The sequence below is a fragment of the Paenibacillus sp. DRB1-1 genome, assembly GCF_052119485.1.
Lineage (GTDB): Bacteria > Bacillota > Bacilli > Paenibacillales > Paenibacillaceae > Paenibacillus > Paenibacillus polymyxa_B.
In genome coordinates, this window is record NZ_JBODQH010000001.1 from 368,804 (window position 1) to 380,658 (window position 11,855).

General features: G+C 47.1%; 15 protein-coding genes. All 15 read right to left on the minus strand.

Annotation, left to right across the window (positions count from 1 at the left end):
• Positions 1 to 32: 32 nt before the first annotated feature.
• Entirely contained in the window at positions 33 to 416 is a 384-nt protein-coding gene (locus ACQW03_RS01620; protein ID WP_441947963.1) for a YraN family protein, read from the minus strand.
• Positions 416 to 715, minus strand: coding sequence for an EscU/YscU/HrcU family type III secretion system export apparatus switch protein (locus tag ACQW03_RS01625; RefSeq protein WP_023988176.1), 300 nt, complete (start codon positions 713 to 715; stop codon positions 416 to 418). The genes ACQW03_RS01620 and ACQW03_RS01625 overlap by 1 nt, the downstream gene beginning before the upstream one ends.
• Positions 712 to 2,826 carry a DNA ligase gene (locus ACQW03_RS01630; RefSeq protein WP_441947965.1) on the minus strand — a complete coding sequence of 705 codons (2,115 nt, stop codon included), beginning with the start codon at positions 2,824 to 2,826 and terminating at the stop codon, positions 712 to 714. Before ACQW03_RS01630 ends, ACQW03_RS01625 begins: the two co-directional genes overlap by 4 nt.
• A 90-nt stretch (positions 2,827 to 2,916) precedes the next feature.
• A complete protein-coding gene (locus tag ACQW03_RS01635) occupies positions 2,917 to 3,564 on the minus strand; it encodes a ribonuclease HII (RefSeq protein ID WP_075155048.1) in 648 nt (215 codons plus the stop codon).
• Between the two features lie 210 nt (positions 3,565 to 3,774).
• Positions 3,775 to 4,635, minus strand: a complete 861-nt coding sequence (gene ylqF / locus ACQW03_RS01640) for a ribosome biogenesis GTPase YlqF (protein WP_023988173.1) — start codon at positions 4,633 to 4,635, stop codon at positions 3,775 to 3,777.
• Between the two features lie 86 nt (positions 4,636 to 4,721).
• Positions 4,722 to 5,348, minus strand: coding sequence for a signal peptidase I (gene lepB, locus ACQW03_RS01645; RefSeq protein ID WP_013309866.1), 627 nt, complete (start codon positions 5,346 to 5,348; stop codon positions 4,722 to 4,724).
• A 101-nt stretch (positions 5,349 to 5,449) separates the two neighbouring features.
• Positions 5,450 to 5,794 carry a 50S ribosomal protein L19 gene (gene rplS, locus ACQW03_RS01650; protein WP_010346403.1) on the minus strand — a complete coding sequence of 115 codons (345 nt, stop codon included), beginning with the start codon at positions 5,792 to 5,794 and terminating at the stop codon, positions 5,450 to 5,452.
• A 224-nt stretch (positions 5,795 to 6,018) separates the two neighbouring features.
• The gene (gene trmD / locus ACQW03_RS01655; RefSeq protein WP_071640458.1) at positions 6,019 to 6,837 is read right to left on the minus strand and encodes a tRNA (guanosine(37)-N1)-methyltransferase TrmD; all 819 of its coding nucleotides are present in this window, start codon (positions 6,835 to 6,837) and stop codon (positions 6,019 to 6,021) included.
• Positions 6,837 to 7,352: a ribosome maturation factor RimM gene (gene rimM, locus ACQW03_RS01660; protein WP_250268087.1), complete on the minus strand. Its 516-nt coding sequence runs from the start codon at positions 7,350 to 7,352 to the stop codon at positions 6,837 to 6,839. The genes trmD and rimM overlap by 1 nt, the downstream gene beginning before the upstream one ends.
• A 97-nt stretch (positions 7,353 to 7,449) precedes the next feature.
• Positions 7,450 to 7,680 carry a KH domain-containing protein gene (locus ACQW03_RS01665; RefSeq protein ID WP_013309863.1) on the minus strand — a complete coding sequence of 77 codons (231 nt, stop codon included), beginning with the start codon at positions 7,678 to 7,680 and terminating at the stop codon, positions 7,450 to 7,452.
• 23 nt (positions 7,681 to 7,703) lie between these two features.
• Positions 7,704 to 7,976 carry a 30S ribosomal protein S16 gene (rpsP, locus tag ACQW03_RS01670; RefSeq protein ID WP_013309862.1) on the minus strand — a complete coding sequence of 91 codons (273 nt, stop codon included), beginning with the start codon at positions 7,974 to 7,976 and terminating at the stop codon, positions 7,704 to 7,706.
• 67 nt (positions 7,977 to 8,043) lie between these two features.
• Complete coding sequence (gene ffh / locus ACQW03_RS01675; protein WP_023988170.1) at positions 8,044 to 9,420, minus strand: signal recognition particle protein; 1,377 nt, start codon at positions 9,418 to 9,420, stop codon at positions 8,044 to 8,046.
• A gap of 52 nt (positions 9,421 to 9,472) precedes the next feature.
• Positions 9,473 to 9,841 (minus strand): YlxM family DNA-binding protein, encoded by a 369-nt coding sequence (gene ylxM / locus ACQW03_RS01680; protein ID WP_441947970.1) that lies wholly within the window; start codon positions 9,839 to 9,841, stop codon positions 9,473 to 9,475.
• A gap of 166 nt (positions 9,842 to 10,007) precedes the next feature.
• Entirely contained in the window at positions 10,008 to 10,658 is a 651-nt protein-coding gene (gene trhA / locus ACQW03_RS01685) for a PAQR family membrane homeostasis protein TrhA (RefSeq protein ID WP_250272126.1), read from the minus strand.
• Positions 10,659 to 10,819: 161 nt separating this feature from the next.
• On the minus strand, positions 10,820 to 11,836 hold the full coding sequence (ftsY, locus tag ACQW03_RS01690) for a signal recognition particle-docking protein FtsY (RefSeq protein ID WP_104495222.1): 1,017 nt from the start codon (positions 11,834 to 11,836) through the stop codon (positions 10,820 to 10,822).
• Positions 11,837 to 11,855 lie beyond the last annotated feature (19 nt).

Sequence of the window (11,855 nt, forward strand, 5' to 3'; positions counted from 1 at the left end):
GCACTCTTAGCTTCGAAAAAGCTCTTACTCTTTTAAAATGCGCCTATTAAATGGTCTGTAACAACTGCCTTTTCGTCAGTTAATTGTACAGAAACCATGTCAAAGCGGATTGGAGCTTCTCCAATCCCGTTCATATGCAAATATACAGCGGCTGTTTGGCGAACTTGGGCTATTTTACGCGCAGTAACTGATTCTGCTGGCGTTCCATATTTGGAGCTACTTCGACTACGTACCTCAATAAACACGATTATATGCTCCTGCTTGGCAATCAGATCTATTTCACCACTGCGGCATCGCCAATTACGCTCTATGATACGGTAACCCAAGTTTTCTAAAAACAAAGCCGCTGCCTCTTCGCCCATCGCTCCTTTGGCTTTCCGTTGATCCTTGCCTCCAGCCTTCATTTCATTCCACATCACCAGTCATCCCTTGAAGCAAGCCGATCCATTTGATATATATAGGTAAGCACCTCTGCCACCAATTGATAGAGCTCAGCAGGGATTTGTTCGTCCAAATCAAGTTTGGATAGTACTTCAACCAGCGCAGCATCCTCCTGTACTGGAACACCATGTTCTTTTGCTTTTTCTAAAATGCTATCCGCAATACGGCCGCTCCCTTTGGCAACGACAATCGGTGCTTCGCTCTCACCAGGCGTATATTTAAGGGCGACCGCCTTCTTTATGGAAGGAGAAGGAGGTTCCAACGGCTCTTTCATATTTTAAGATCGACTCCTTTATACGGCTGAGGCACATAGCTTTGTACTTCAGAAGAGGCGAGGCTGTTCTGTTCAGTCCTTATGGGCATGGGGTCGGTACGAAGCGATAGAAGCTGGTATCCTAGTGACTCCAACGCTGTGTGAATGGACTCACGCCCACTGGTTAACAACGACGCCGCCCATTCATGATCATTATGGAGCTTGACACTTACAATACGATCTACCACCTGCACATCTACCAGGGTCGGTCCAAGCCCCTTCATGTCCAAATCAAACCAAAGACGACAGTTGGAGGCGTCCAGCTCTCCTCGTTTGCCGCGGCGGGACTGAATCTGGATCGTAGCTGTTTCACGACCGTCCGGTCCAACGAATGGTATAAACATGTGTACTTGCGCAAAAGGCGCCGTTCGGTCTGTGTTCAGCAGCAATTGCTGACCTGTCAGGTGCTGTACAACCTGCTGGGCCGCCTCTTTCAAAGCGGGCGGCAGGTCGTCACTGCTCATCAGCTGGAGCAGTGCCCCTTTTACGGTGTCTGCGTCTGCTGACACCGTGTCCCCAGACGCAGCCGCTAATCCCGGCAGCGTCTGGGGCATTCCCTCTGGCGGCTCCATACGTGCCGCCGCCCCTTGCGCGACCTGTGTAGTCGCGCGGTGCACTTGCTGCTCGTGCTCTGCACCGAGCAGCTTCAGTACGCGGCCCACCCACGGGTCTTCCGTGGGGGTGAGCTGCGGGCTGGACGCTGCAGGCTGCGATGCAGTGGCGTCTGCAGCCCGCAAAGCGCCGGCCATTGGCTGCGCCACTTCCGTTGCGGGCTGCTCTGGCGCAGCCGTGCTCAGCGCGGGTGGCACCGCCGCGCGTAGCTCTTGCAGCAACGTGCGCAGCCGCTGGAGCGGCACCTCTGGCGCAGCAGTGTTGCCTGCTGTGGATTGCGGCACAGGGGCACCAGTCAGCTGTGCGGAGAGACGGTCAGCCGTGGCTGCGGTTAAGGCGGGCTTGGCCCCCGCAGGCTCTGCCGTGGCAGGCGCTGGAGCGCCATCAGCATCCTTAAGCTGTGTGCTTGCTGCTGGAGCTTGCTGTGACTGTGACTGCTCCACTCTGGTGCGAGGACCATTTAATGCATCAGCACTCGATTCTGGCGCATTTACGCCAGCTTCCGATGCCACTGTGGCTCCGCGTCCATTGGCTACCTCCGATTCTCCTGAAGCAGTCCCTTTGGCTGCAGATGGAGCCCCCGTCGCAGTATCTGAATCTGTTGCCAAAGCACTTGCTTCACTCACTGCAGTAGCAAGGTTGGCTGCTTGAGTCCCTTTTAACAATTCCTTGCCGCCTGTGGTTTTTCCAGCTTCTGTCTGTTTTGCAGCGACAGAAGCATCCTTGGACAATATAGGAGCTTGGCCTTCTTGTCCATCTACCACCACAGAAGAAGCACCTGTTGGACTAGCAGACATTCGGTCAGCGTTCTTTATAGCTGTCGATTCCCCCACTGAACGATCAGTGGATATTCCCTGTGCTTGCTGTTTTAATACCGTTTCAAGCTCTTGCTCCAGCGAAGACAACAGATCATTCAAAGGAGGCCCAAACATCGCTTGACGCAATCCGTTTATGCTTTCTGCCGTCAATGGAAGTCCCCGCTGAAAGGCAACTGCCGCCGCCTGCACAAACGTTCCCAATTGTACATTGCCGCTTTGCTTCCCCATAGCTTCTCGCAAAGAAGCCGCATTTTCCGACGTCAACGGTACACCATTCTTTTGCATTGCCTGTATAAGCTCCCTGTTCTGAGCTGTATCCGGCAGTCCCACCGATTCCAATACATCTGTCAGCGCTACGGTTTGCTGTGGTGTATTGGCCACATCGTTCAGAGGCTTAAGCACCGTCATTCCGCTGGGGGAAGCCGGTTGAACCTGAAACGTTGTAGTCTGTCCAGGTTGAAGAGGGGTCTCCAGCTTTGCCCTGACCTGAGAACCTTGTATTTGCAACACAGCCTCACCGCCGTCCTCAGACACCTTTAGCACGACTCCTCGTACGACCTGACCTGGCTGCATATCAAGTTTTTTAGCCTCTCCAGCCTTCACATCTCCAAGTAATCCACGAAATACAGATCCGATGTTCATATCGCCCCTCCTCTCACTCTCCCCCATTCAAAGGGGCTTATGGTATTAGTTATACTTTATATCGGCATTGTCCCGATTCATAATAAGTAACTACAGATCAAACAGCGTCGGTTGCTCCGTCAACAAATTGCCCAGAAAGCTGCGTCTATGCATCTTTGTAGGTCCTAGCGCCAAAATTTGTTCCCTGTGCAACTTGGTAGCGTAACCTTTATGTATACCGATCCCATATTCCGGATACTTCGCATCCCATTCACCTTTACACAGCCGATCACGGGTTACCTTGGCGATGATAGAGGCCGCCGCAATGGACTGACTGTTCGCATCTCCTTTAATAATAGAGAGCTGAGGAATAGGCACATCTACCTTTTCTGCATCCACCAGTAAATAATCAGGAGATACATGTAAAGCCTCAATAGCCTGCTTCATAGCCAAACGAGCTGCCTGCTTAATATTGATATCATCAATCGTGTGCGCGTCTACATAGCCAACTCCTACAGCAATAGCCTTCTCCATAATCAGCTCGTAGTAAGCTTCTCTCTTCTTGTCCGTTAATTTTTTGGAATCATCCACACCTTCCAATAACTCACCCACTGGTAAAATGACTGCTGCGGCCACAACATCCCCAAACAGGCATCCACGACCTACCTCGTCAATACCTGCAATCCGCTCACAAGACTGCTCCCAGCATTTTTTTTCATAATGTAGCATGTCCTTCGCTACAATCTCTTTATTTTCCATATTCAATACCTGCCCATCTATATGTAGTTTAACGCGTCATTCATGCCGTAGCTCTAGCGATTGAATTCAGCTTACCACAGACCTTCACCGTCCAAAACCCTTTTCTAACTACCTTCAAATACCAAAAAAAACCTTCCTCCTCTCCGGAGAGATGGGGAAGGTTCTTCCTTGCCACAAAATGCTATGTTCTGCATCGGTGTACCAGTAAAATCAGTAAGGAGCTTCCAAACTGAATCGTCCCAGCTTCCCTGCACGCAGCTCACGCAAAATGATTTTTGACGCCTTTTCGAGATCTACACGTCCGCCGCTAACAATACAGCCACGTTTACGTCCGATTGCTTCCATAACGTTGACAATTTCATCAGGATTCTCTGTATCTTCAGGACGTTCGGTGAGCTCAAAGCGCTCTGCCAGTGCATCCCAATAGTACTGAACCAAATATTTAGTCGCAAAAAAGGCAATATCCTCGACATTCAGAATTTCTTCCTTGATCGCGCCTGTAACTGCCAGACGATAGCCTACATTCTGATCCTCAAATTTAGGCCATAGAATACCTGGTGTATCCAGCAATTCAATTTCTCCGATCTTGATCCACTGCTGTGCCTTCGTTACCCCTGGACGGTCACCCGTAGCTGCAATATTACGTCCCGCCATTCGGTTGATCAGTGTCGATTTACCGACATTCGGAATACCAACAATCAACCCACGCATAGGACGCGGGTTCATTCCCTTCCTAATCTGCCGATCTATCTTTTCCTTAAGCAGCAGCTTAGCCTGAATCGGAATTTCTTTTAGTCCAGTCCCAGTTGTGGCATCCACCGGAAGGGCCACGTGCCCCTGCTCCTTAAAATAGGCAATCCATTGCTGTGATACTACCGGGTCCGCCAAATCTGCTTTATTCAAAATAATCATCCGCGGCTTGCCTTGCAAAATATCATCAATCATTGGATTTCGGCTGGAGAGCGGCAATCGAGCATCAATCAGCTCAATGACCAAATCAATTAACTTTAATTTTGCTTCAATTTGGCGGCGCGCTCTGGTCATATGACCAGGAAACCATTGAATCGTCACCGTCATCACCCCATTGATCGTAACTCCTACTTTTACCCTTAGGCTCTTAGTTAGGGTTACGGCAGCTATGCTGCTTATTAGTTATTCTAGTGGTTAATCCACTGCATATCTTTCGCCGGCCAGAAAATAACGTCTGCCCGACCTACGACTTCCTTCAAATCAATATATCCAATCATCCGACTGTCTGTACTATTGGAACGGTTATCTCCCATTACAAAAATATGCCCTGCCGGAACTTTTCCATCCTTAAACTTCTCATTTGGAAAATTTGTAAACTTGTTGTAAAGCTCGCCATTCTGATGCGCTTCTTCTAAAGGAGCTTTCAAATAAGCTTCCTGAATCGGCTTACCATTTACTGTAATCGTGTCACCTTCTACCTTGACCGTATCTCCTTCAACGGCAATGACGCGTTTGATAAAGTCTCTTCCTTCCTCCGGCACATGAAACACGATCACTTCGCCTGGTTTAGGGGCACGGAAATCGTACAAAATCTCATTTACAATGACGCGTTCTCCGGTATGAAAGTTAGGCTGCATCGACGGGCCATCCACAATAAACGGCTTAAAGAGAAGCCAGCGGATTAAAAAGACAAGCACTAACGCAATAATGATGGCCTTGAGCCACTCAAAAATCTCATTTTTTGGTTTACGCTTGGGCGTACCATCCTGATCAGTTGGCTGCTGTACAGCTCCTTGTCCTACTTCTTGCTCCATAGCTCACTGTCCTCTCTTTACGGTCAATAATCCACAGTTCCCTATGTACGTAGAAAAAACGAAAGGAGCTTGTAACCAAGCCCCTTTCGTTATTCGTTGTATTAACGACGAATTTCTTTAATTCTCGCTGCTTTACCGCGCAGTTCACGAAGATAATAAAGCTTCGCACGACGCACTTTACCACGGCGAGCCACGTCGATTTTATCGATTTTCGGGGAATGAAGCGGGAAAGTTCTTTCCACACCTACACCGTAAGAAATTTTACGAACTGTAAAAGTCTCACTGATTCCACCACCACGGCGTTTAATTACAACACCTTCAAACAACTGGATACGCTCACGAGTTCCCTCAATAACTTTCACGTGCACTTTCAAAGTGTCACCAGGACGAAAGTTAGGCAAATCTTTACGCAGTTGTTCTTCAGTGATCGCTTGGACGATATTCATCTATGACTCCCTCCTTCCGTACAGGTGTTCATGCTTCTTCTGGAAACACAACCGTTTCCTTCATCATCCACAGAGGACCACCGTATTACACACAACAGATGTATTGTATCATGGAGGATACCGCATTGCAACAACAAAAAGGGATTTGACCAAACATTATTTAATTGACTCCATTATAAAACAGGTCACTGCCTGCTTTCAAATCCACTCATGTCTAAGGCGCTTTATTGCTTATCCTCCAAACAGTCAGATTTGCGCTGCTCCTCAATCCACATGCGCTCCTTGCCTGTCAGTTCAGCCTGTTCCAACAGGTCTGGTCGGCGTTCCATCGTGCGACGTAACGCCTCTTGGCGTCTCCAAGAATCAATATTGACGTGATGACCTGACAGGAGTACATCAGGAACTTTCCAGCCCCGAAACTCCGCAGGCCGGGTATAATGGGGGTACTCCAGCAGCCCCGTACTAAACGAGTCCGTTACCGCACTCGTTTCGTTCCCCAGCACTCCTGGTAGCAACCGTGTCACACTGTCAATGACGACCATGGCTGGAAGCTCACCACCAGTCAGCACATAATCTCCGATAGAAAGCTCATCCGTCACCAAATGCTCTCGAATACGCTCATCATAACCCTCGTAATGCCCACATATAAAAATAAGATGGTCCTCTTTGGCCAGCTCTTCCGCTTTCTTTTGCGTAAAAGTCTCGCCTTGTGGACACATCAAAATGATACGCGGAGATTTTATGTCTGTGTTACGTTCTAACCCTTCATGTTGGATAACTTCGTTGGGAGTCTCTAATGTTGGTTGCTCTGATTTATCCAACAGCGCTTCCACGGCAGCAAAAATAGGGTCAGGCTTCAAAACCATGCCGCCCCCACCGCCATAGGGCGTATCATCCACTTGTCCATGCTTGTTGCCGGCATACTGACGAAAATTAACCGCTTGCAGTGATACAATTCCCTTATCCCTTGCTTTTCCCAGAATGCTTGCATTAAATACTCCATCAAACATCTCTGGAAACAGGGTCAGCACATCCACCCGCATTACAGTAGACCTTCCATTAACCGTACCGTAACCCGTTTTTCACGCACGTTTACATCCAAAATAACATCCTCTATATACGGCAATAGCAGTTCCTTGCCTTTAGGCATTTGGACTACCCATACATCATTGGCTCCCGGAGTCAAAATTTCTTTGACCACGCCGAGCTCATTTCCGTCTTCGGTCACCACTTCCATGCCGACTACTTCATGAAAATAGAATTCATTTTCTTCCAATTCGCCTAACCGCTCAGCAGATACCTTCAACAATGTACCTTTATATTTTTCAACTTCATTAATATTGTGATATTCCTTAAATTTAGCGACAACCATATTTTTTTGAAAACGCGCTGTTTCAATAGTTACAGGGATCGGTGCTTTACCTTCCGCCGGAACAATCAAAAGCTCACTACCTTTAGCAAAACGATCCTCTGGGAAATCTGTCGTCGTTAATATTTTAAGCTCCCCACGGATTCCATGGGTGTTCACAATTTTTCCGACATTAAACAATTGTTGCATCGTGTTCCTCCTGCTTGTAATCGGTCCCGCTCCATATCATCTTCATCATGTACGAAAAAGGGTTAGGACATACATCCTAACCCACTTTCGTATATCTTTAAGATATGATGTCCACGGTAACCCGTTTATCCATCTTAACGGCTGCTGATGCAACCACAGTGCGAAGCGCCTTGGCGATACGACCCTGCTTACCAATGATTTTGCCTACATCCTCAGGATGCACACTAAGCTCATATACAACAAGCCGATCCTTCTCCAAGGTCTTCACGGTTACATCTTCCGGATGATCGACTAAAGCCTTAGCAATGATTATCACTAATTCTTCCATGGTTGACCCTCCGTATCAGCACCTTATTTCTGTAGTTTAGACTCATGAAACTTTTTCATTACGCCCGCTTTGCTAAGCAAGTTACGGACTGTGTCGGATGCTTGTGCACCATCTTGCAACCATTTCAGCGCTTTATCTTCATCAATTTTTACAACCGCTGGTACTGTGATTGGGTTGTAGTAACCGATTTCTTCGATAAAACGACCGTCACGCGGGGAACGAGAATCAGATACCACGACGCGATAGAAAGGAGCTTTATGTGCACCCATACGTTTCAGACGAATACGAACTGCCACGAAAATTCACCTCCTTCAAAAAGTAGACTGTATATTGTTATCCCATAATTCCAAGGGCCTAATGGCCTTAGCGGAAAGGAAACTTCATACCTTTACCCATACTCTTCAACTGCTTCATAGCCTTGTTTTTGCCACCCTTAGGTCCCATCATGTCTGAGAACTGCTTCATCATGCGGCGCATTTCGTCAAATTGCTTTATCAGACGATTTACCTCAGCTAGTGATGTTCCACTGCCTACAGAAATACGTTTGCGTCGGCTATGATTAATCATGTCTGGGTTTTGCTTTTCCTGTGTGGTCATAGAATGAACGATAGCCTCAATCCGGCCCATCTGTTTGTCATCCACTTTGATATCTTTCATTTGCTTCATGTTGCCCATACCGGGAATCATATCAAGAATCTGGTCGATTGGACCAAGCTTCTTAACTTGATCCATTTGCTCCAGAAAATCTTCAAAAGTAAACTCGGCATTACGCATTTTCCGTTCCATTTCCTTCGCCTTATCGGCGTCGATATTGGACTGCGCTTTTTCAATCAGGGATAACATGTCACCCATGCCTAAAATCCGTGAAGCCATCCGTTCAGGATGAAACGGCTCCATCGCATCCAGTTTTTCACCCAATGTAGCAAACTTGATCGGGCATCCCGTCACAGCCTTAACTGATAAAGCTGCACCACCACGAGTGTCACCATCCAGCTTCGTCAGTACAACTCCCGTCAACTCCAAGCTACTATTAAAGTGCTCTGCAACGTTAACCGCGTCCTGCCCCGTCATGCTATCTACAACCAGTAGAACTTCATCCGGGTTGACGTTGGTATGAATCTGGCGTAACTCTTCCATGAGCTCTTCATCAACATGAAGACGACCAGCAGTATCTATAATAACGTAGTCATTACCATTGTCCTTAGCATGCTGCAAACCCTGTTTTGCAATTTCTACCGGGCTTGTCTGATCTCCCAGTGTAAATACAGGAGTATTAATCTGCTCCCCAAGAACCTGAAGTTGCTTGATCGCGGCTGGTCTATAAATATCACCAGCTACAAGCAATGGACGATGATTTTGCTTTTGCAACAATTTCGCCAGCTTACCAGACGTCGTCGTCTTACCTGCGCCCTGGAGACCCACCATCATAATGACCGTAGGCGGTTTGTTTGCTTTGGCAAGCTTGGCCTGACTGCCACCCATCAACTCGGTCAGTTCCTTGTTCACGATGTCGATGATGACCATGCCTGGCGTAAAGCTGTCCATCACTTCCTTACCAACGGATTTCTCCTTTACCTTGGCAATAAAGTCCTTTACAACCTTGAAGTTAACGTCCGCCTCAAGCAAAGCTAATCGTACTTCACGCATCGCCTGAGCTACATCATCCTCAGACACTTTTCCTTTGCCGCGCAGTTTACTGAATACATTTTGCAAGCGAGTCGATAATCCTTCAAATGCCATACTTTCGCACCTCCTTGTCTACCAGGGTTGTTTGTTCTTATATCTATATGTCCTACAATTCCTGCAGGCGATTTACAATTTGATGGACATGTTGCAGAGTGCCTTCATCGGACTCACCGATTTTACCGAATGCCTCATACAACGTCTTATTTAATTCTTCGAGATCTTGGATTCTACGCTCATACTTACTTAGCAAACCAAGCTTTGCCTCGTACATTTCCAATACCTGTTCAGCACGTTTAATATGTTCATACACTGCCTGACGGCTAATTTGAAATTCCGATGCAATTTCCCCTAAAGAAAAATCATCATGGAAGTAATATTTTAAAAACATCTGTTGCTTCTCTGTAAGCAGAGGTTCATAGAAGTCAAACAGTCGGTTAATCCGGTTCGTCTTTTCCAGCCGATTCTCCTGACTCATCTTGTATACCTCCATCGTCAAGGAAAAACACTTTACAGTTCTTTTCAACGTTCCTTATGATACATAAAAGAAAAGAAGATGTCAAGCGTTATCCCTTGTCATACAAAAAAAAGCCAATCCACTGCCCTTAAACGGAAGTACGGATCGGCTTTTTGCCCACTGTCACTTAAACCCTTACTGGAGTAAGATACAGCAGAACAGCCAAAAAATGAAGTATGCTGCCTGCCAAAACAAACAGATGCCAGATCGCATGGTGATATGGAAATGCCCGCCACACATAGAAAATCGTGCCCAACGTATACATTAGACCACCTACGAACAATAACGTCATCCCTCCGGCGGGAACAGTCGCAACCAGAGGGTTCCAGGCAATGGTGATGAGCCAGCCCATCACAATGTAAAACACGGTAGACATAAACAGGAAGCGCTTGGTGAAGAACGCCTTGAACAACACACCAAACAGTGCAATCCCCCAAATCACTCCAAACAATGTCCATCCCAGAGTACCTCGCAGTGCAACGAGCATAAACGGGGTGTAGCTACCTGCAATGAACAGGTAAATGCAAGAATGATCGAATATTTCGAACAAATCTTTCATTTTCCCTTCACGCAGGCTATGAAGCAACGTTGAATTGGTGTACAACAGCAGCATCGTAATCCCGTAAATCGTAAAGCTGACGACATGCCAAGTGGTTCCTTTCATGCTAGCAAAAACAATGAGCAACACAAGCGCTGCCACGCTTAAAACGGCTCCAATTCCATGTGTAATGGCGTTGGCTACTTCTTCCCGTCGGGAGTAGGTATGGGTGTTTGCCATCGGTTTTTCACCCGGCTTCCTTAATTATATTTTACATACAAGATACATTACATATACGGCATCGACAGACTTCTTGCTTTCATTATACATCTAGGCGAACTTGAGCAGCAACAGGATGGCTATTTAGTCCCAAACGTAGCATGAAGCCTACTTTAAACGTATCAGTTCTGTTCTTCCTCGCCTGTATCAGTTGCTTCGACCGTCTCTTCCTGAATCAACCCCGCAAACAACGCATGAACGAATTGCTCGGAATCAAACGGTTGAAGATCATTCACTTTTTCACCTAAGCCCACCAGCTTAACAGGCAAATTCAGCTCCTGACGGATGGCCACAACAATCCCGCCCTTCGCTGTACCATCCAACTTCGTTAGTACCAGCCCGGTTACACCGCTTTTCTCACCAAACAGCTTGGCTTGGTTAAGTGCATTTTGTCCAGTCGTCGCATCAAGTACCAACAACACTTCATGAGGAGCATCTGGAATTTCGCGTTGAATCACACGAAAAATTTTGTTCAGTTCCTCCATTAGATTGCTTTTATTCTGAAGTCGTCCTGCGGTATCACACAACAAAACATCTACTTGTCGCTGCTTGGCAGCCTGTACGGCATCAAACATAACCGCAGCCGGATCGGAACCGGATTGCTGCTTAATAACCTCTACACCTGCCCGTTCGCCCCATACCTCCAACTGTTCAATCGCACCCGCCCGGAACGTATCCCCAGCAGCCAACAATACTTTTTTGCCCTCTTGTTTAAAACGGTGAGCTAACTTGCCAATGGTTGTTGTTTTGCCGACGCCATTGACTCCCACGAATAAAATAACTGTAATCCCGTCAGGACTCATTTTGAGCTGACTATTGTCATTACCCCGCAGCAACTCGGACAACTTTTCCGACAATACAGGCTGTAACTCGGATGCGTCCTCGATTTTGCGCTTTTTCACTTCTTCTCGCAGGTCTTCGATGAGATTCATAACCGTGTTGACGCCTACGTCCGCTCCGATCAGAATTTCTTCCAGTTCCTCATAAAATTCCTCATCAATCTTTTTACGGCGAATCATCAAGTCTGTTACTTTTTCAACAAAACCTTTACGTGTTTTTTCCAAACCATCTTTGAACTGTTTTGTGACAGATTCAGTTTTGTTTGCAATGCTTTCCTTCAATTTCCTAAAGAAACTCATGGATTCCCTCCGTTGGTCT

Excerpts from the sequence above, each read along its gene's own strand:
- ftsY (WP_104495222.1), bottom strand. The coding sequence starts at position 11,836 with ATGAGTTTCTTTAGGAAATTGAAGGAAAGCATTGCAAACAAAACTGAA.
- trmD (WP_071640458.1), bottom strand. The coding sequence starts at position 6,837 with ATGCGGGTGGATGTGCTGACCCTGTTTCCAGAGATGTTTGATGGAGTA.
- rimM (WP_250268087.1), bottom strand. The coding sequence starts at position 7,352 with ATGCAACAATTGTTTAATGTCGGAAAAATTGTGAACACCCATGGAATC.
- ffh (WP_023988170.1), bottom strand. The coding sequence starts at position 9,420 with ATGGCATTTGAAGGATTATCGACTCGCTTGCAAAATGTATTCAGTAAA.
- rplS (WP_010346403.1), bottom strand. The coding sequence starts at position 5,794 with ATGAATATCGTCCAAGCGATCACTGAAGAACAACTGCGTAAAGATTTG.
- ACQW03_RS01620 (WP_441947963.1), bottom strand. The coding sequence starts at position 416 with ATGTGGAATGAAATGAAGGCTGGAGGCAAGGATCAACGGAAAGCCAAA.
- ACQW03_RS01625 (WP_023988176.1), bottom strand. The coding sequence starts at position 715 with ATGAAAGAGCCGTTGGAACCTCCTTCTCCTTCCATAAAGAAGGCGGTC.
- ACQW03_RS01635 (WP_075155048.1), bottom strand. The coding sequence starts at position 3,564 with ATGGAAAATAAAGAGATTGTAGCGAAGGACATGCTACATTATGAAAAA.
- trhA (WP_250272126.1), bottom strand. The coding sequence starts at position 10,658 with ATGGCAAACACCCATACCTACTCCCGACGGGAAGAAGTAGCCAACGCC.
- ACQW03_RS01665 (WP_013309863.1), bottom strand. The coding sequence starts at position 7,680 with ATGGAAGAATTAGTGATAATCATTGCTAAGGCTTTAGTCGATCATCCG.
- lepB (WP_013309866.1), bottom strand. The coding sequence starts at position 5,348 with ATGGAGCAAGAAGTAGGACAAGGAGCTGTACAGCAGCCAACTGATCAG.
- ACQW03_RS01630 (WP_441947965.1), bottom strand. The coding sequence starts at position 2,826 with ATGAACATCGGATCTGTATTTCGTGGATTACTTGGAGATGTGAAGGCT.
- ylxM (WP_441947970.1), bottom strand. The coding sequence starts at position 9,841 with ATGAGTCAGGAGAATCGGCTGGAAAAGACGAACCGGATTAACCGACTG.